Genomic DNA, 17,238 nt, shown 5'->3' with positions numbered 1-17,238 from the left:
CATCCGCGGGCTGAGCGTGCGCTATGCCGATGCGCGCTGGGACGGCGCGCGCGGGGTCGAGCCGGTGCTGGCGCTTGCCGGGGTGGACCTGGACATCGCCGCGGGCGAATTCGTCGTCGCGCTGGGCGCCTCGGGCTGTGGCAAGACCACGCTGCTCAACTGCATCGCGGGCTTCACGCCGGCCTCGGCGGGGCACATCGCGCTGGGCGGGCGCGTGGTGCGCGGGCCGGGGGCCGAGCGCGGGGTGGTGTTCCAAAAGCATGCGCTGATGCCCTGGCTCAACGTGATCGACAACGTGGCGCTGGGCCTGCGGCTGCGCGGTGTTCCACGTGAAACGCGCCGGACGGTGGCGGCCGAGACGCTGGCCCTGGTGGGTTTGGAGGCCTTTGCCCAGGCGCCCGTGTGGCAGTTGTCGGGCGGCATGCAGCAGCGCGTGGGCATCGCGCGTGTGCTGGCCAGCGATCCGGACGTGATGCTGATGGACGAGCCGCTGGGCGCGCTCGACGCCTTCACGCGCGAATCCCTGCAGGAGCTGGTGCTGCGGCTGTGGCAGCGCACGGGCAAGACCATTTTCTTCATCACCCATGACGTGGAGGAGGCGCTGTTCCTCGCCTCGCGCCTGGTGGTGATGTCGCCACGCCCGGGCCGCATCGTGCGCGAGCAGGCCCTGGCGTTCAACCGCGCCCACCTGGGCGGCCAGGCGGCGCGCGCGGTGAAATCCAGCCCAGACTTCATCGCCTGGCGTGAGCGCGTACTGGATTGGGTGGGGCCGCAAAGCGTGCCTGATGCCATGGGGACCGGCGCATGAGCGGCCTGCCGGCCCCGCAAGAGAACGAGAATGCAGCGCTGCGGGCGCCCCACCGGGACACGGCGCTGGACCCGTCGGCCCTGCGCCCCGTGGCACCGTTTCTTCGGCCCGGAGCGGGCAGCAGCCGGGCCTTGAGCGCGGTGTGCGTCCTGGCGCTGCTGGCCCTGTGGTGGGCCGCCACGCACTGGCGCTGGGTGCCGCCGCTGTTCCTGCCTTCGCCGAGCGCCGTGGCGCGCGCGTTCGCCGATGCCTGGCGCGGCCAGATCCAGGGCGGCGAGCCGCTGTGGGTGCACCTGCAGTGGAGCGCGATGCGCGTGTTCGGCGCCTTCGCCCTGGCTGCGGTGACAGCCGTACCCGTGGGCATCGCCATGGGGGTGAGCCGCATCGCGCGCGGCGTGTTCGACCCGCCGATCGAGTTCTACCGGCCCCTGCCGCCCCTGGCCTACCTGCCGCTCATCGTGATCTGGCTGGGCATCGACGAGGCGTCCAAGGTGCTGCTGATCTACCTGGCGTGCTTTGCGCCCATCGCCCTGGCCGCCAAGGCCGGCGTGCGCAGTGCCAGCACCGAGCAGCTCAATGCCGCGGCCTCGCTGGGCGCAAGCCGCCTGCAGGTGGTGTGGCATGTGGTGGTGCCGGCGGCGCTGCCGGAGATATTGGTGGGCCTGCGCATCGCCCTGGGTTTCGGCTGGACGACGCTGGTCGCGGCCGAGATGGTGGCCGCCACCGTGGGCGTGGGGCAGATGGTGCTCAACGCCTCGAACTTCCTGCGCACCGACCTGGTGGTGATGGGCATCGCGGTGATCGGCCTGGTCGCCTGGGCCTTCGACCTGGCCGTGCGCTGGGCCGAGGCACGGCTCGTGCCCTGGAAAGGGCGGGCCTGAGCCGCGCCTCGCCCGCCCCATCCAGCGGTTTGGGCTTACTTGAGCAGGCCTTCGGCCCTGAGCGCGGTCTGCACTGCTGGGCGGGCGCCCACGCGGGCGTGGTGCGCCGACAGGTGGGTCAGGTGGGACGTGTCCAGGCCCACCACCTTGCCCCAACCCACCACGGTGAACAGGTAGCCGTCAGCCACCGAAAAATGCTCGCCCATGAGCCATTCCTTGCCGTCGAGCTGGCTGTCCACCCATTGCAGGCGCGACAGGAGCTTCTCGCGCACGGTGGCCTTGTATTCCTCGGGCGTGGACGTGCCGAACAGGGGGCTGAAGCCCTTGTGCAGTTCGGTGCCGATGAAGGTCAGCCATTCCTGCAGGCGGTAGCGTGCCAGGGTGCCGTTGGCGGGGGCCAGGTTCTTGAGGGGGGCCTGGTCGGCGATGTATTGCACGATGGCCGGGCCTTCGCGCAGGCGGGTGCCGTCGTCCAGCTCCAGCAGGGGAACGTAGCCCAGCGGGTTGATCGTGTAGTAGTCGGTGCCGTCCTGCAGCTTGTGGCTCTTGGTGCTGGCCAGCACGGGGGTGAAGGCCAGGCCGGCTTCGTGCAGGGCGATGTGGGGGGAAAGGGAACAGGCGCCGGGGCTGTAGTAGAGCTTCATGGATGACCCGAAGGTGTGGTGTTGGACAAGCTCTGCATGCTAGCCGGAAGCGGCCGACGCCGCTGAAGGCGGGGACGCCGGGCGCGTGACCGCCTCCAGTTGGCCCAGGTAGTGCAGGGCATGGGCCCGGTCCGGCCCGCACATGGCCGGCTCGGGCTGCAGCGAGCCGCACACGGCCGGGCGCTCCGGGTGGCCGAAGATGCGGCAGCGCTGCGCGTCGTCCAGCTGGATGCAGCGCACGCCAGCCGGCTTGCCCTGGGGCATGCCGGGGATCGGGCTGGTGATGGAGGGCGCCGTGCAGCACGCGCCGCAGCCTTCGCGGCAAGGGATCACACCGGTACTTTCCATTGGCTTGCTATTAAATTAATAGCGTTATGCCCTAGTGGATATTGCGGTAGAGCCGTTTTTGGCTCGTACCCCTGGGCGGGTTGCCGCCTCAAGCGGCCAGGCCCGGAGTGCCCAGCCGGTCGGCCGCCCATAGCACCTGGTCCACCACGGCCCGCACGCGCTGGCGGTGGGGTTCGTGCGCCAGGGTGCCCTGGTCGTCCAGTGCGCTGGCGGCCAGGCCCAAGGCGAAGGCCTGCGGCGCCACCCAGCACTCCAGGTTGATGAGCAGGGGCGCCAGGTGGCTCTGCGAGCGCAGGCCGCCCAGGCCGCCATTGGAGGCGCTCAGCATGCCCACCACCTTGCCGCGAAAAGGGCGGGTGCCGTCGCTCCACACCGGGTGGCCGGCTACGGGGCTGGAGGCCCAGTCGATGGTGTTCTTGAGCAGCGCGGTGTAGCTGCCGTTGTACTCGGGCGAGCAGATGATCCAGCCCGGGTGGGCATCCAGCGCGGCCTTCAGGCGCAGCACGTCGGGCGGGGTGCCGGTGGCTTCCAGATCGGCGTTGTACATGGGGATGTCGAAGTCCGACAGTTCGAGCAGGGTCACATCGGCCCCGGCATCGCGCGCGATGTCGGCGGTGGCCCGGGCGAGGCGGCGATTGAACGATTGCTGGCGGGTACTGCCCGCGAAGACGAGGAGTTTTTGCATGGCCGCGATTGAAGCACATCGCCCGGGCAGGAAACCTGCAAGAAACCCGCCGTGTCCCGAGCGCCCGGTTCCACGTGAAACAGCACGGGTGGCAGGGGCGGGCCCGAAGTGGGAAAATCACGGGTTTTCCAGCCCGGCAGGGCCGGCCCTTCGCGCCGGTGCTGGCGGACACGCCCCGCGCCCTGCGGCGGCGTTCGAGTCGATGAACGGCCCCACGGGGCCCCGGAGCAGTCCCATGTTGTACCCCCAGGAATTTGATGTCATCGTCGTCGGTGGCGGCCACGCCGGCACCGAGGCCGCGCTGGCCGCTGCGCGCATGGGCCAGCGCACCTTGCTGCTCACGCACAACATCGAGACGCTGGGGCAGATGAGCTGCAACCCCTCCATCGGCGGCATCGGCAAGGGCCACCTGGTGAAAGAGGTGGATGCGCTGGGCGGCGCGATGGCGCTGGCCACGGACGAGGGCGGCATCCAGTTCCGCATCCTCAACAGCTCCAAAGGTCCGGCCGTGCGGGCCACGCGCGCGCAGGCCGACCGCATTCTGTACAAGGCCGCCATCCGCCGCATGCTGGAGAACCAGCCCAACCTGTGGCTGTTCCAGCAGGCCGTGGACGATCTGATGGTCGAGGGCGACCGGGTGGTGGGCGCCGTCACGCAGGTGGGCCTGCGGTTTCGCAGCCGCACGGTGGTGCTCACGGCCGGCACCTTCCTGGACGGCAAGATCCACGTGGGCCTGAACAACTACGCCGCCGGCCGGGCGGGCGACCCGCCGGCCGCCAGCCTGTCGGCCCGCCTGAAGGAATTGAAGCTGCCGCAGGGGCGCCTGAAGACCGGCACGCCGCCGCGCATCGACGGCCGCAGCATCGATTTTTCGAAATGCGAGGAGCAGCCCGGCGACGGCATGCCCGGCGGCGTGAACGAGGGCACGGTGCCGGTGTTCAGCTTCATGGCCCACGCGCACGGCGGGGCGGCCATGCACCCGCGCCAGGTGCCGTGCTGGATGACCCACACCAACGAGCGCACGCACGACATCATCCGCAGCGGCTTCGACCGCAGCCCCATGTTCACCGGCAAGATCGAGGGCGTCGGCCCGCGCTACTGCCCGAGCGTGGAAGACAAGATCAACCGGTTTGCCGACAAGGACAGCCACCAGATCTTCCTGGAGCCCGAGGGCCTGACCACGCACGAGTTCTACCCCAACGGCATCAGCACCAGCCTGCCTTTCGACATTCAGTACGACCTGGTGCGCAGCATGGCGGGGCTGGAGAACGCGCACATCCTGCGCCCCGGCTACGCGATCGAATACGACTACTTTGACCCGCGCTCGCTCAAGAGCACGTTCGAGACGCGGCAGGTGCAGGGCCTGTTCTTCGCCGGTCAGATCAACGGCACCACGGGCTACGAAGAGGCTGCGGCGCAGGGGTTGTTCGCGGGCATCAACGCCGCGCTGCACTGCCGCCAGTTCAAGGGCGAGGCCAATGATTTCGGCGGCGCCTGGCTGCCGCGCCGCGATGAGGCTTACCTGGGCGTGATGGTGGACGACCTCATCACCAAGGGCGTGACCGAGCCCTACCGCATGTTCACCAGCCGGGCCGAGTTCCGCCTGCAGCTGCGCGAGGACAACGCGGACATGCGCCTGACCGAGGCCGGTCGTCAGCTGGGCCTGGTGGACGACGCGCGCTGGGATGCCTTCAGCCGCAAGCGCGATGCGGTTTCACGTGAAACAGAGCGCCTCAAGACCACGTGGGTGAACCCCCGCAGCCTGCCCGCCGAGGAGTCGGCCCGGGTGCTGGGCAAATCCATCGAGCATGAATACAACCTGTTCGACCTGCTGCGCCGCCCCGAGGTGGACTACCCCACGCTCATGGGCATGGACGGTGGCCGCCTCGCGTCGCCGGACGTTTCACGTGAAACACTCGGCGAATTGGCGGGGCCGGTGGTCGAGCAGGTGGAGATTGCCGCCAAATACTCCGGCTACATCGACCGTCAGAAGGACGAGGTGCAGCGCGCGGCGCACTTCGAAACGCTGCGCCTACCCGCCGAGCTGGACTATCTGCAGGTGCCGGCCCTCTCGATCGAGGTTCGCCAGAAGCTGCAAAAGCACCGTCCCGAAACCCTGGGGCAGGCCTCGCGCATTTCAGGCGTGACACCTGCTGCGATCTCGCTGCTGATGGTGCATTTGAAGAAGGGCGGTTTCAAAGGATTCAGCACCGCACCCGCGGCGGCGGAGGTGTCGGCATGAACACCGAGGCTTTGCAGGGCACGTTGGCCGACGGCGCGCAAGCCCTGGGCCTGGGCCTGAGCACGGCCCAGATCACGCAACTGCTGGATTTTCTGGCGCTGCTGCAAAAGTGGAACAAGGTTTACAACCTGACAGCCGTGCGCGACCCGCAGGAGATGCTCACCCACCACCTGCTGGACAGCATGGCGGCGGTGCCGCCGCTGCGTCGCCAGTTGGCGCTGGTGCCTGTCGGCCTGGATGCCAACCCTGCGCTGCCGCCGCGCTTGCTGGACGTGGGCTCAGGCGGCGGGCTGCCCGGCGTGGTGTTCGCCATCTGCTGCCCGGGCCTGGACGTGAGCTGCGTGGACACGGTGGCCAAGAAGGCAGCGTTCATCCAGCAGGCGGCCGTGACGCTGCGGCTGCCCAACCTGCATGGCATTCACGCCCGGGTCGAAACCCTGTCCGGGCCGTATGACCTGGTGAGCTGCCGCGCCTTCGCCTCGCTGCCCGACTTCACCCATTGGTCGGGCGGCGCCATGGCGCGCCATGCCGTGTGGCTGGCCATGAAGGGCAAGCGGCCCGACGATGAAATCGCTGCGCTGCCGGCCGAAGTGGAAGTGTTTCACGTGGAACCTCTGGCCGTGCCCGGCCTGGATGCCGAGCGTTGCATCGTCTGGATGCGGCGCCCGGAGGGTGGCGCGCCGGCCGTCGCTTAAACTCGCTCCTCCAGTTTTCGGGGGGCTCCCATGTTTGGCATCGCAGATTACGGCGCGTTCGTCGCAGCCATCGTGTTGTTCCTTGCCATTCCCGGTCCCGGCAATCTAGCGCTCATCACCTCCACCGGCAAGGGCGGCATCCGCGCGGGATTGGCCGCCACGCTGGGCGTGATGGCCGGTGACCAGGTGCTGATGTGGCTCGCGGTGGCGGGCGTGGCGGCCCTGCTGGCCTCCTATCCCACGGCCTTCCATGCCGTCCAATGGCTGGGCGCGGCCTACCTGGCGTGGCTGGGCTTCAAGATGCTCCTTGCCCGGCCCGGCAGCCAGCCCGTGCTCACCATCGAGCCCCGGCATTACTTTCAGCAGGCGGCGTGGATCACGCTGCTCAATCCCAAGGCCATCGTGTTCTACATGGCATTCTTTCCGCTGTTCGTGGACCCGGCCCGCCACCAGGGGCTGCTTACCTTCGGCGCCATGGCGGCCACCATCGCGGTGCTGACCTTCGTGTACGGCCTCGTCGTCGTGCTGCTCACGCACCGCCTGGCCGAGCGCATGCGCGCCAACCCAAAGGTGGCGCGCGGGCTGGAAAAGATCGCCGGCGTCTTCCTCATCGGCTTCGGCATCAAGCTGGCCCTTACCAAATAATTTCCGCGAAACGAAAGCAGTCATGGCCAAGATTTTTTGCATTGCCAATCAGAAGGGCGGGGTGGGCAAGACCACCACTTCCGTCAACCTGGCCGCGGGTCTGGCCAAGATCGGCCAGCGGGTGCTGATGGTCGATCTGGACCCGCAGGGCAATGCCACCATGGGCTCGGGCGTGGACAAGCGCGCGCTGGAGCTGACGGTGTACGACGTGCTGCTGGAGTCGTCCTCGGTCAAGGAGGCGGCCGTTCTGGCGGAAAAATGCGGCTACCACGTGCTGGGCGCCAACCGCGAACTGGCGGGCGCCGAGGTCGAACTGGTGGCCCTGGAGCACCGCGAGCGGCGCCTGAAGGCAGCCCTCGCCGAGGTGGACCAGGATTACGACTTCATCCTCATCGACTGCCCGCCGTCCTTGAGCATGCTCACGCTCAACGGCCTGTGCTGCGCCCACGGCGTCATCGTGCCCATGCAGTGCGAGTATTTCGCGCTGGAGGGGCTGACCGACCTGGTCAACACCATCAAGCAGGTGCACGCCAACCTGAACAAGGACCTGCAGATCATCGGCCTGCTGCGCGTGATGTTCGACCCGCGCATCACGCTGCAAAGCCAGGTGAGCGAGCAGCTCAAGGACCACTTCGGCGACAAGGTGTTCAACACGGTGATCCCGCGCAACGTGCGCCTGGCCGAGGCGCCGAGCTACGGCCTGCCCGGCGTGGTGTTCGACCCGTCCGCCAAGGGCAGCCAGGCGTTCCTGGACTTCGCCCGCGAGATGGTCAAGCGCGTCAAGCGCATGTAGCAAGCCCCTGCAGGTTTTGGAGTCAGATCGCCTTCATGCCGGCGGATTCATTGCCCTCTTTGCTATCAAAAACATAGTATGAAACCAGACAACGTGCTGCTGCTGCCCGGTTGGCAGAACTCCGGGGAAGACCACTGGCAAAGCCGCTGGGAACGCCTGCACGGCTACCGGCGCGTGGAGCAGCACGACTGGATGCACCCGCTGCGCGGCGACTGGTCCGCCCGCCTGGAAGAGGTGGTGGTGGACGCCGACGGCCCCGTGGTGCTGGTGGCGCACAGCCTGGGCTGCATCCTCACCGCCTGGTGGGCCGCGCACACGCGCAACGCGCACCGCGTGGCCGGCGCGCTGCTGGTGGCGCCGGGCGACGTGGAGCACCCCGACATCGCGCCGCTGCTGCCTGGCTGGGCCCCCATCGCGCGCCAGCCGCTGCCGTTTCCCGCCGTGCTGGTGGGCAGCCGCAACGACCCGTATTGCCGCTTCGAGCGCGTGCAGGGGCTGGGCCGCGACTGGGGGGCGCGCTTCGTCGATGCGGGCGCGCTCGGCCACATCAATGCCGAGTCGGGCCTGGGCGACTGGGCCGAGGGCATGGCATGGCTGCAGTCGCTCTTGCAGGCGCCGGGGCCGGCGGCATGACGCCGGCCGCCCCCGTCGATCTGCTGGCGCTGGCGCGCTCGGCTCCCCAGGCCTGGCGGTCGCGGGTGTGCGGCGTGGCCGCGGGCGCGCAGGTGAAGGTGCTTCGGATGGATGCGCAGGCCTATCCCGACGAGGTCCACGATTTCGACGAAGCCCTGCTGGTGCTGCAAGGGCAGATGAACCTGGAGATCGGCGGGGCCCGCCACGTGGTGCAGGCCGGCGAGGTCTTCATCGTTCCCGCGGGCACGCCGCACGCCGTGGCGCCCGGCAGCCACGGCACCCTGGTCATCATCGACCGCTGACCACACTCCCTTATCTCTCCCGGCGGCCTGGAGGTCCCTGCCCGCGCCGGCCACCTTCCTTCGAGTAAAGACACTGAAAGCACACCCCATCATGGTCACCAAGAAACCCAAGGGCCTCGGCCGCGGCCTGGAAGCACTGCTGGGCCCCAAGGTCGCCGAAAAGGGCGATGCCGCCCCGCCGCCGCCAGAAGGCACCCCCACCACCCTGGCCCTGGCCGACATGGTGCCCGGCGTGTACCAGCCCCGCACGCGCATGGACGAAGGCGCGCTGTACGAACTGGCCGAATCGATCAAGGCGCAGGGCATCATGCAGCCGATCCTGGTGCGCCGGCTGGCGCAGGGCGACAACGCGGGCCGCTACGAGATCATTGCCGGCGAGCGGCGCTTTCGGGCCGCGCGGCTGGCGGGCCTGGCCGAGGTGCCGGTGCTGGTGCGCGACGTGCCCGACGAGTCGGCCGCCGCCATGGCGCTCATCGAGAACATCCAGCGCGAGGACCTGAACCCGCTCGAAGAGGCGCAGGGCCTGTCGCGCCTGGTCAAGGAATTCGGTCTCACGCACGAGCAGGCCGCGCAGGCCGTGGGCCGCTCGCGCAGCGCCGCCAGCAACCTGCTGCGTCTGCTGAACCTGGCCGATCCGGTGCAGACGATGCTGATGGCCGGCGACATCGACATGGGCCATGCGCGCGCACTGCTGTCGCTGGACCGGGCGGCGCAGATCACGGCGGGCAACCAGATCGCGGCCAAGAAGCTGTCGGTGCGCGAGGCCGAGGCCCTGGTCAAGAAGATCGGCGCAGAGTTCAGCCTGGTGCCGCAAAAGCCCAAGAAGGACGCCAAGTCGCGCGACCTCAAGCGGGTCGAAGAAGAGCTGTCCGACCTGCTCATGGCCGAGGTCGAAGTGCGTGTCAAAAAGCGCGTCAAGCGCGGCAGCCGAACCGAAGAGATGGGCGAGCTGGCGATCCAGTTCGGCTCGATCGAGGCGCTCAACGGCCTGATCGAGCGCCTGCGGGGCTGACGCTCTCCCCGCCGCATGGCACCAGCGCATTGCGTTGGTCGATATGCGAAATCCGCGCTTTGCACGGGTGCGGTCCCTGTTCAGAATCGGCGCCCCGTCGGCATGGCTCCACTGGTGGCGTTGGGCCGCGCAGGGAGGCCGGCGGACAGGGAGGTACATGCGATGAAAGTGTCAGTGAATGCCGCCGATGTGAAGCACCGGCAATCCGAATCCACCGGAGGCGATGGCGCGCCGGCTGTCAGCAAAGGCGGGCCTGCTGCGGCCGGGCCATCCGGCCATCCGGACCTGCCGGCCAGGCAAGCCCGCTCCTTCGGCGCCGAAGCCTTGCGGTCGCGCGCGCCGCTGTCGGCGCTGCCGGTCAACGCGGGCCTTGCGGCGCCGCAAAGCGCACCACTCGACGTGGGCGCGGCGGACACCGCGCTGCTGCAACAGATCCTGAAGGCCGGTGCCAGTCAACCGGCAGGCACAGCAGGCAGTGGCAAGCCGTCGCTCGCGGCGGCGTTGGCCGCTGCGGGCCATTCCCATGTGCTGGAGGGCGCGCGGTTGGCCGAGGGTGGTCCGGCTTTGCGGGGGTGGGATCTGTCGGGCGTGGATTTCAAGCGCTGCCGATTCGATGCCAGCTCCCTGGCCGACACGCACATCGAAGGCAGCCGGTTCGAAAGCTGCCGGTTCGAAAGCGTGTCGTTGGCGAACGCCTCGCTGCGCAACACCGCTTTCAAGCGCTGCGAATTCGAGGAGACGATGTTTCTCCACGCGGCACTGAGCGGCGTTCGCTTCGAAGACAGCGAGCTGCACCACTGCAGTTTCGAGGATGCGCAACTGACGGGCGATTGCGTGTTCACGGGCGTGAAGATGCCCGGCACGCACTTCCTCTGCGCCTCGGTGGCAGAGGGTACGCGGATCGAAGCGTCCGCCACCAAAGGACCGTCCGACCTGACCGACACCGTGTTCCTGGGCACGAAGGGGCGCTTCATCATCGACGCGGTGTCCGACGCGACAGCCGGCCTCACCCGGCCCACCACGGCCACGCTGGTCTCCCATGAGTCGCGGGGCATCACCGTCCCGCGCGTGGGGGCCAAGCTCGCGGCCGTGGCGGGCACCTTGCCCCTGCGGGTCGAGATGCGGGCCGCCTCGCTGCAGGCGAAGGATGTCGATGCCGAGGTTGACAAGCACCTCAAAAAACTGGCCTCGCAACCGGGTAGCGACCAATCCTTGCCGCAACGCCTCGTGATCGATGCCCTGGCGAACCCCGAAGCCCTGCCGAAGATCGCGCAGATCCTGGCCAAGGCCGAGATCCTGGCCCGGCACGTGGACTCCGTTGTTCTCCCCGGCGGCGAGGACGTTTCGCCGCACCTGTATGGCCAGACACCGGAGCCGAAGACGGACTGGAGCGGGGACTACCGCCGATCCGTGCTCGAAATGGGCCTGCTGCACCAGTGCTTTCACCACGGCGTGCCCCTGATGGCGATCTGCCGGGGCTTTCAGATGACCAATGTGTTTTTCGGCGCGGCGCTGCAGCAGCACGTGGGGCACCAGGTCGGTGTTCGCACGCTCGACAACGACCGGGGCGAAGAAGCCGGGCAGGCGCAGGCCACCGAGGGTGCGGAGAACGGCGTCGGCGTCTTCGGCAACGCGCTGCAGGACATCCGCGCGGCCGTGTACCACCACCAGGCCGTGATCGACCCACCGGAAGGCCGGCCGCACCTGAGCACCTCGCTGCGCCGGACCATTCCCTCGGAAGGGGGCGAAACCGCCTGGCGGGCCATCATGGCGGTCGAATCGTCCCAGCCGCGGGCACCGCTGATCGGCTTGCAGTTCCACCCCGAGTTCTTCGACGGATCGACCGCCCGGGGCGGCGAGGCCCGGCCGTTGTCCAACACGGAACTGGAGCAATTGGGGGCGGGCTACACGCGACCGGGCGCGCAGACGTCGGGCCTGCAGAACCCGGCCGACCTGATCGCCAGCGGCATCCTGGACCACATGTCGCCCGGCAACGATGCGCTGTGGAAGATCCTGTCGGACGCGGCGACCGCGCACCGCCACAAGGCCTCCATCACGGCCGAAGCGCTGGTGGAAGGCCGTGCCAAGCTGCGGCCTGCAGAACCTGCAATGGAGCCGGCCATCGGCTGACGCACCGCGCCAGCGCGCTCACCTGGCGGCTTCGCCCCGCGCGCGCTGGTGCTCCAGCACCCCGATGGCCACGAAGCCGCACAGCACGGCGAACCACAGCGTGGCCACGCGGATGCCCACGGCCGCCAGCGTGGCCAGGCCCAGCGGCACGGCGTGCAGCGCCAGCAGGGCGACCAGCGTGGCCTCGGTGGTGCCGATGCCGGCCGGCAGCATGGACGCGGCGCCGGCCAGCATGGCGGTGGGGTAGAGGGAGGCGGCATCGCGCCAGGGCAGGCCGATGCCCAGCCCGTACAGCAGCCAGGCGAACGACAGCGCCACCAGGCCCCATGCGGCCAGGCCCAGGCCCAGCGAAAGCCCCCAATCCAGCGGGTGCAGCCACGCCCTGCAGCCGGCCAATCCCAGCGCCAGGGCCCGCACCGCACGCGACAGTCGCGGCCAGCCGCGGCGGCGCAGCCGGGCGGCACCGCGCAGCAGCCATGCGGGCCGTGCCGCCACCAGCACGACGGCGCCGATCATGCCCGCCACGAACGCCACCAGCACCGCGAACAGCGGCAGGGCGGGGATGGCCAGCGCCGCCAGCAGCACCACGCACAGCAGGTCGAACGCACGCTCGTACACGAAAGCCGAGACGGTGCGCGCCGCCGGCACGCCGGCGCGCGCGAAGTAGCGCACACGCACCAGCTCGCCCACCTTGCCCGGCGTGGCGGTGAAGGCAAAGCCCGAGAGGTAGGCCAGAAAGCCCGCGCCCCAGGGCACGGCGTGCCCCGCGCGCGCCAGCAGCCAGCGCCAGCGCAGGTAGCGCAGCAGGTACGAGGTGAAGGCGATCGCCGCCATCGAGGGCATCCACGCGAGCACCTGCGGCAGTTGCGCGAAAACCTGGTTGCGCGCGTCGGCCCACACCAGGGCGGCCACGTAGGCCGCCGTGCAGGCCCCGGCCGCGGCGACGGCGTGGCCGGGCTTCATGCGCGGTCGGCGAAGGACCAGCGCTTGTGGCCCAGGTAGCTCGTGAACACCGGCACGGCCACGCCCACGGCATGGGCGATCTCGGGCACGAAGGCGGTCACGCCCAGGGCCGGCAGCACCTGGCGCGCCAGCAGCAGGCTCACGGCCCAGGTCTGCGCCACCGCCACGAGGTTCACCAGCACGAAGAACGCGGCGGACTTGCGCACCGACTGCTGGCTGCCCTGGAACACGAAGGCGCGCGCCAGCAGGAAGGCCGTGACCATGCCCACGCCGTAGGCCAGTACCACGGCGTAGGAAAACGGCATCCACTGGTTGAGCACGATGCGCGCGATGAAGTTGGCGAGCGCGGCCACGCCGCCCGTCACCAGGAAGGCCACGAACTGCCGGGAGCGGAACTGCGCGAGCATGCCGCGCCTAGACCGGTGCCGCGGCCGCCTGCGCGGCCATCTGGCGCCCGAAGCCGATGCTCTCGGAGATGCCGCGGTCCTCGGGGTAGTAGTAGGACGTGTCGGCCACCCACAGGCCGCGCACGGGCAGCTGCACGGGCGGCAGGCTGTCCAGGTAGTTGGGCGGGCAGATGGGCTGGGCGTAGCGGTAGCGGCTGGCGCGCAGGGCCAGGAAGTCGCTGTCCTGCAGCTTCGGGTTAATGGCCTTCAGGTAGCGGCGCACCTTGTCGAGGAAGGCCGCGTCGGGCTCGGCGAATTTGGGGTGCTCGCCGGGCATGTAGAACGGCACGTACACCACCGACTCCGCCAGCGGGCGCAGGTTGCTGTATTCGACCAGGCCGGGAATGTCCATGTCCGGATCGTTCACGTTGAGCCAGAAGTTGCCGGTGAGGGGCTGGCGCAGCTTGGCGATCACGCAGACCACGGCGATGTTCTGCAGCGCGCCGTACTGCGCCAGCAGCGCGGGCGGCAGGTCGGGCATGGTGCGCGGCACGTAGGGCAGGGGGATGGTGCTCACCACCTTGTCGAAGGCCTCGAAGCCCTGGGCGGTCTCCACGCCCTGCACGCGCGTGGCGTCCATGCGCACGCGGGTGACGGGGGTGGACAGGCGGATCTCGCCGCCGTGGCGCTTTATGTCGGCCACCATGCCGTCCAGCAGCGTGGCCGAGCCGCCATCGAGGTGGCCGAGCTTTTCGCGCATGAGGCTGTAGCGCGAGCGCCCGATGCGGCGGATGCGGCTCCAGATCCACGCGGCCGACAGGTTGCCGGCATGGTCGTAGAACTTGTAGTCGAACAGGCGCCGCCACAGCACCTCGTAGGCCTCCTTGCCCACCCAGCGGCGGATCCAGCCCGTGGCCTCTTCGCCGTCCAGCGGCTTCCAGTCGGTGCGCTTCGTGGACAGGAACGCGTGCAGGCCGTAGCGGAACTTGGCGACCAGGCCCAGTCCCTGAAAGCGCAGCAGCGCCACCGGGTTGCCCCAGGGCTGCAGGCGTTTTTGGAACCAGTAGCCCATGCGCGTCTCTCGCCAGCGCATCTTGTCCTTGAGGCCCAGCTCGTCGAGCATCTGCAGGAAGGCGTGGTCGGAGGTGCAGTGGAAGTGGTAGTAGCGCTCGATGGGCAGGCCGTCGAAGTCGAACATCGCGGTCATGCCGCCCACGCGGTCGTCGGCCTCGAAGACCACGGGCCGGTGGCCGTCGCGCGCGAGCTGGTAGGCCACGGCCAGGCCCATGGGGCCGGCGCCCAGCACGGCGATGCGCTGGCCCGGTGCGGCTGTGGTGGGGGCGGATGCGGAAGGAGAGGGGGTCTGCACGTTCATCAGAACTCCAGCACCACGCGGCTGTATTCCGGGTGGTTGAAGGTTTCGTGGATGGCCTCGGCGAAGGGCGTGGCGCGCACGCCGAAGATGCCGGGCCAGTCGATCACCTCGAACTCGTCGTGGGCCACCAGCGCCTTGAGCTGGTCGGCGGTGAACGGCGGGTCCTTGTCGAACAGCGCCCACACCTTGAGCAGCAGGGAGAAAAGGCCGTAGGGGATCTTCACGATCCACGCGCCCGCGCCCGTAGCGGCCTTGATCTGGCGAATGATGTCGATGTAGTCCACCTTCTCCAGGCCCGTGATGTTGAACACGCCGCCCACGCGGCGCTCCTCGATGCAGCGCACGATGATGCGGCAGAAATCCGCCGCGTACAGCGGCTGGCGCATGTAGCGGCCGCTGCCCGGAATCGGGAACACCGGCACCTTGCGCATGAAGCGCGACAGCCAGCCCAGGTGCTTGCGGTCGAACCAGCCGAACATCAGCGTGGGCCGCAGCACCACGCAGGGAATGCCGCTGTCCAGCACCATTTTTTCCTGCGCGCGCTTGGTCTCGGTGTAGTGGTCCTGGGCGACCGACTCGACCACCGAGGAGCTGATGTGCACGGTCTGCGCAATGCGGTGGCGCTGGATCAGATCGAGGATGCGGCCGGTGGAGGTGAGGTTGTTGCGCACGAACGGGTCGGCCTGCGGCGCGCCGATCTGCGCCTGCAGCATGACCACCACGTCCGCGCCCTCGAAGTGGCGCTCCCACGCGCCGGGCTCGGCCAGGTCGGCGTCCTCGGCCACGATGTCGGGGTGCACCTGCCGCAGGATGGCCAGGTTGCTCGTGTGCTTGTCCAGCACGACGAGGTTGTGATAGCCGTGCAGCTTCAGGTGGGCCACGAGGTTCTGGCCCACGAGGCCGGCGCCTCCCGGCAGGATGATTTTGGCGTTCTTCATGGTGTTGGCTTTTCTCGTCGGGTTCGGGGCGCTCATTGCGGCGCCGGTATCTGCAGGGCCACCGAGCAGTCGGTGCCGGGTGCGGTCAGGGTCACGGCGGTGGGCAGCGCCTCGGGCGCGGCCTGCAGGTAGGCGGTGAAGGTCAGGTAGCGTGCGGGCGCATGGGGGCCGCCGGGCGCGCTCAGCTTGCGCCAGCGGTGGGGCACGCCCAGGCCCACCACGGTGCCATCGGGCGCGACGAGGCGCATCGATGGCGGCGGCGCATCGCCTTCGGAGGGCAGCAGCGCGCCGCTCACCGAGACAAAGCGCGGGTCGCCCTGCACGCGCTGCACCCAGTCCACGAAGGCCGTGCAGCGGGCGGGCGGCACGTCGGTGTGCGAGCCCAGGGCCGTGGCGGCGTCGGCGAGCGGCGGCCGGCCGAAGATCGAGTGGCCCTGCTGGCGGGCCTTGGCGACGATGCGCTCGCCCAGGGCCCGGTCCCAGATCAGCATGCCGATGCGCCGCTCGTCGTGCACCCCCATCGCCAGCGCCAGCGCGCCGGTCATGCGCAGGTGGGGGACATCGCTGCGTTTGGTTTCGCGCATCTGCACCGACAGCATCTGCGCCAGCACCGCCACCAGCAGCACGGCGGCCCCGGCGCGGGCCAGGCCGCGCAGGGCCATCATGCGCGGCGCATACAGCACGGCGAGTGCCGCCCAGGCCATCATCGTGGGCGTGGTGTAGCGGCTGGCCAGCGAGCCTTCCATGCTGAACTGCAGGCGGCCGCTGGCGGTGGCGAAGGCGATGCCCGCCACGAAGGCCACGAAGGTGAGCAGCGACAGCTCCAGCGCATGCGTGCGCGGGGCGCGCAGCGCGGGCACCAGCCGGGCCAGCGCCAGCACGGTGAACAGCACGCCGAAGGCCTGGCTGATCCACATCGTCTCCATCTTGCCCGCCAGGTGCTGGAACGGGCTGCCCAGGTACTGCAGCGTGTATTGCAGCAGGCCCAGCGGCCGGGTCTGGAGCATGGCCAGCAGGCCGGGCCGGGGCGTGGGCGCGACGAAGTCCGCCATGTAGATGCCAACGCCCGCGGCGGCCAGCACGGCCAGCAATGCGACGCGGCGCCATTCCATGCGCACCACGGCGGCGTAAAGCGCCATCATGGGCAGCGCCATGATGCCGTTGGCCATGGTGCCGATGCTCAGCACGCCCAGGGCGCAGCCGCCAGCGAACCAGCGCCCGCTGTGCCACCCTGTGCCCTGCGGCGCTTGCGTGGCGCGGTACAGGCAGTACAGCCCGGCCAGCGGCAGCCACTGGGCCAGGAAGAACTGGCTCTGGAACGCCCAGGTGAGGTTTTCCTGCTGCACCCACGACAGCAGCCAGACGGACAGCAGGGACAGCACCGCCACCGACGCCGTGCGGGTCATCGGCCCCAGGCGCGCCCTCAGGAAGGCCCAGAAGGTGGCGATGCTGCCCGCCACCAGCAGGTAGTTGGCCGCGATCAGGAACGCCTGGGTGCCGCCGAACCAGCGGTATTCCATCCAGAACAAGGCCTTGGACAGCACGATGCGGTGCTCGTTGAAGAGCCGCCACCAGGCCTGCCAGCCGGCGCCATCGCGCACGTCGGCGTAGAACTCCATCGCGCCCCACATGTCCCAGATCGGCACGGGCGTGAAGGTGCGCCAGGCCGCCACGGCCGTCACCAGCGCAAAGAGCGTTGCGTAGCCCGCAAGGGCCACCGCCGCCCAGAGGCGGCGGCGTTCAGGGGTCCACGGCATG

General features: G+C 69.4%; 18 protein-coding genes. 10 read left to right on the top strand and 8 right to left on the bottom strand.

What is annotated here, in order from left to right; translation table 11 throughout:
* The first annotated feature begins 1 nt into the window (after position 1).
* Together M5C98_RS23945 and M5C98_RS23940 are read left to right on the top strand one after the other, a co-directional pair.
* Positions 2–808, top strand: coding sequence for a taurine ABC transporter ATP-binding protein (locus tag M5C98_RS23945; protein ID WP_442867303.1), 807 nt, complete (start codon positions 2–4; stop codon positions 806–808).
* Positions 805–1,689 (top strand): ABC transporter permease subunit, encoded by an 885-nt coding sequence (locus M5C98_RS23940; RefSeq protein ID WP_272550040.1) that lies wholly within the window; start codon positions 805–807, stop codon positions 1,687–1,689. Before M5C98_RS23945 ends, M5C98_RS23940 begins: the two co-directional genes overlap by 4 nt.
* Before the next feature lie 35 nt (positions 1,690–1,724).
* On the opposite strand, the gene gstA is transcribed toward M5C98_RS23940, so the two are convergent.
* The 3 genes from gstA to M5C98_RS23925 form a co-directional block, all read right to left on the bottom strand.
* Positions 1,725–2,333 carry a glutathione transferase GstA gene (gstA, locus tag M5C98_RS23935; RefSeq protein ID WP_272550038.1) on the bottom strand — a complete coding sequence of 203 codons (609 nt, stop codon included), beginning with the start codon at positions 2,331–2,333 and terminating at the stop codon, positions 1,725–1,727.
* A 39-nt stretch (positions 2,334–2,372) separates the two neighbouring features.
* On the bottom strand, positions 2,373–2,663 hold the full coding sequence (locus M5C98_RS23930) for a YkgJ family cysteine cluster protein (protein WP_272553383.1): 291 nt from the start codon (positions 2,661–2,663) through the stop codon (positions 2,373–2,375).
* A gap of 106 nt (positions 2,664–2,769) precedes the next feature.
* On the bottom strand, positions 2,770–3,366 hold the full coding sequence (locus M5C98_RS23925) for an NADPH-dependent FMN reductase (RefSeq protein WP_272550037.1): 597 nt from the start codon (positions 3,364–3,366) through the stop codon (positions 2,770–2,772).
* A 235-nt stretch (positions 3,367–3,601) separates the two neighbouring features.
* Between M5C98_RS23925 and mnmG the strand changes: the two genes are divergently transcribed.
* The 8 genes from mnmG (at position 3,602) to M5C98_RS23885 (ending at position 11,818) form a co-directional block, all read left to right on the top strand.
* A complete protein-coding gene (gene mnmG / locus M5C98_RS23920) occupies positions 3,602–5,608 on the top strand; it encodes a tRNA uridine-5-carboxymethylaminomethyl(34) synthesis enzyme MnmG (RefSeq protein ID WP_272550036.1) in 2,007 nt (668 codons plus the stop codon).
* Positions 5,605–6,303, top strand: coding sequence for a 16S rRNA (guanine(527)-N(7))-methyltransferase RsmG (rsmG, locus tag M5C98_RS23915; protein ID WP_272550035.1), 699 nt, complete (start codon positions 5,605–5,607; stop codon positions 6,301–6,303). The genes mnmG and rsmG overlap by 4 nt, the downstream gene beginning before the upstream one ends.
* A gap of 30 nt (positions 6,304–6,333) precedes the next feature.
* Complete coding sequence (locus tag M5C98_RS23910; RefSeq protein ID WP_272550033.1) at positions 6,334–6,948, top strand: LysE family translocator; 615 nt, start codon at positions 6,334–6,336, stop codon at positions 6,946–6,948.
* A 22-nt stretch (positions 6,949–6,970) separates the two neighbouring features.
* Positions 6,971–7,741, top strand: coding sequence for a ParA family protein (locus M5C98_RS23905; protein WP_272550032.1), 771 nt, complete (start codon positions 6,971–6,973; stop codon positions 7,739–7,741).
* Positions 7,742–7,819: 78 nt separating this feature from the next.
* The gene (locus M5C98_RS23900) at positions 7,820–8,374 is read left to right on the top strand and encodes an RBBP9/YdeN family alpha/beta hydrolase (RefSeq protein WP_272550031.1); all 555 of its coding nucleotides are present in this window, start codon (positions 7,820–7,822) and stop codon (positions 8,372–8,374) included.
* Entirely contained in the window at positions 8,371–8,676 is a 306-nt protein-coding gene (locus M5C98_RS23895) for a cupin domain-containing protein (RefSeq protein WP_272550029.1), read from the top strand. Before M5C98_RS23900 ends, M5C98_RS23895 begins: the two co-directional genes overlap by 4 nt.
* A 91-nt stretch (positions 8,677–8,767) precedes the next feature.
* Positions 8,768–9,688 (top strand): ParB/RepB/Spo0J family partition protein, encoded by a 921-nt coding sequence (locus M5C98_RS23890; protein ID WP_272550028.1) that lies wholly within the window; start codon positions 8,768–8,770, stop codon positions 9,686–9,688.
* 162 nt (positions 9,689–9,850) lie between these two features.
* On the top strand, positions 9,851–11,818 hold the full coding sequence (locus tag M5C98_RS23885) for a gamma-glutamyl-gamma-aminobutyrate hydrolase family protein (protein WP_272550026.1): 1,968 nt from the start codon (positions 9,851–9,853) through the stop codon (positions 11,816–11,818).
* A gap of 18 nt (positions 11,819–11,836) precedes the next feature.
* Here the strand turns inward: M5C98_RS23885 and M5C98_RS23880 are convergent, their stop codons facing one another.
* From M5C98_RS23880 to M5C98_RS23860, 5 genes are read right to left on the bottom strand one after another with little or no spacing between them, the layout of a single operon-like run.
* Positions 11,837–12,781, bottom strand: coding sequence for a lysylphosphatidylglycerol synthase transmembrane domain-containing protein (locus M5C98_RS23880; protein WP_272550024.1), 945 nt, complete (start codon positions 12,779–12,781; stop codon positions 11,837–11,839).
* A complete protein-coding gene (locus M5C98_RS23875) occupies positions 12,778–13,188 on the bottom strand; it encodes a GtrA family protein (RefSeq protein WP_272550023.1) in 411 nt (136 codons plus the stop codon). The genes M5C98_RS23880 and M5C98_RS23875 overlap by 4 nt, the downstream gene beginning before the upstream one ends.
* Positions 13,189–13,195: 7 nt before the next feature.
* Entirely contained in the window at positions 13,196–14,542 is a 1,347-nt protein-coding gene (locus M5C98_RS23870) for an NAD(P)/FAD-dependent oxidoreductase (RefSeq protein ID WP_272550022.1), read from the bottom strand.
* Positions 14,542–15,480, bottom strand: coding sequence for an NAD-dependent epimerase/dehydratase family protein (locus tag M5C98_RS23865; protein ID WP_272550021.1), 939 nt, complete (start codon positions 15,478–15,480; stop codon positions 14,542–14,544). The genes M5C98_RS23870 and M5C98_RS23865 overlap by 1 nt, the downstream gene beginning before the upstream one ends.
* Before the next feature lie 32 nt (positions 15,481–15,512).
* A complete protein-coding gene (locus M5C98_RS23860; RefSeq protein ID WP_272550020.1) occupies positions 15,513–17,237 on the bottom strand; it encodes a hypothetical protein in 1,725 nt (574 codons plus the stop codon).
* Position 17,238: the final 1 nt, after the last annotated feature.

The organism is Acidovorax sp. NCPPB 3576, assembly GCF_028473605.1.
Taxonomy (GTDB): Bacteria; Pseudomonadota; Gammaproteobacteria; order Burkholderiales; family Burkholderiaceae_C; genus Paracidovorax.
This window is presented reverse-complemented; position numbering and strand designations above follow the sequence as displayed.

What these genes read in the sequence shown, in the direction of transcription:
- M5C98_RS23860 (WP_272550020.1), bottom strand. Translation starts at nt 17,237, where the DNA reads ATGCCGTGGACCCCTGAACGCCGCCGCCTCTGGGCGGCGGTGGCCCTT.
- rsmG (WP_272550035.1), top strand. Translation starts at nt 5,605, where the DNA reads ATGAACACCGAGGCTTTGCAGGGCACGTTGGCCGACGGCGCGCAAGCC.
- gstA (WP_272550038.1), bottom strand. Translation starts at nt 2,333, where the DNA reads ATGAAGCTCTACTACAGCCCCGGCGCCTGTTCCCTTTCCCCCCACATC.
- M5C98_RS23865 (WP_272550021.1), bottom strand. Translation starts at nt 15,480, where the DNA reads ATGAAGAACGCCAAAATCATCCTGCCGGGAGGCGCCGGCCTCGTGGGC.
- M5C98_RS23905 (WP_272550032.1), top strand. Translation starts at nt 6,971, where the DNA reads ATGGCCAAGATTTTTTGCATTGCCAATCAGAAGGGCGGGGTGGGCAAG.
- M5C98_RS23895 (WP_272550029.1), top strand. Translation starts at nt 8,371, where the DNA reads ATGACGCCGGCCGCCCCCGTCGATCTGCTGGCGCTGGCGCGCTCGGCT.
- M5C98_RS23875 (WP_272550023.1), bottom strand. Translation starts at nt 13,188, where the DNA reads ATGCTCGCGCAGTTCCGCTCCCGGCAGTTCGTGGCCTTCCTGGTGACG.
- M5C98_RS23910 (WP_272550033.1), top strand. Translation starts at nt 6,334, where the DNA reads ATGTTTGGCATCGCAGATTACGGCGCGTTCGTCGCAGCCATCGTGTTG.
- M5C98_RS23885 (WP_272550026.1), top strand. Translation starts at nt 9,851, where the DNA reads ATGAAAGTGTCAGTGAATGCCGCCGATGTGAAGCACCGGCAATCCGAA.
- M5C98_RS23900 (WP_272550031.1), top strand. Translation starts at nt 7,820, where the DNA reads ATGAAACCAGACAACGTGCTGCTGCTGCCCGGTTGGCAGAACTCCGGG.
- M5C98_RS23870 (WP_272550022.1), bottom strand. Translation starts at nt 14,542, where the DNA reads ATGAACGTGCAGACCCCCTCTCCTTCCGCATCCGCCCCCACCACAGCC.
- M5C98_RS23890 (WP_272550028.1), top strand. Translation starts at nt 8,768, where the DNA reads ATGGTCACCAAGAAACCCAAGGGCCTCGGCCGCGGCCTGGAAGCACTG.
- M5C98_RS23925 (WP_272550037.1), bottom strand. Translation starts at nt 3,366, where the DNA reads ATGCAAAAACTCCTCGTCTTCGCGGGCAGTACCCGCCAGCAATCGTTC.
- M5C98_RS23940 (WP_272550040.1), top strand. Translation starts at nt 805, where the DNA reads ATGAGCGGCCTGCCGGCCCCGCAAGAGAACGAGAATGCAGCGCTGCGG.
- M5C98_RS23880 (WP_272550024.1), bottom strand. Translation starts at nt 12,781, where the DNA reads ATGAAGCCCGGCCACGCCGTCGCCGCGGCCGGGGCCTGCACGGCGGCC.
- mnmG (WP_272550036.1), top strand. Translation starts at nt 3,602, where the DNA reads ATGTTGTACCCCCAGGAATTTGATGTCATCGTCGTCGGTGGCGGCCAC.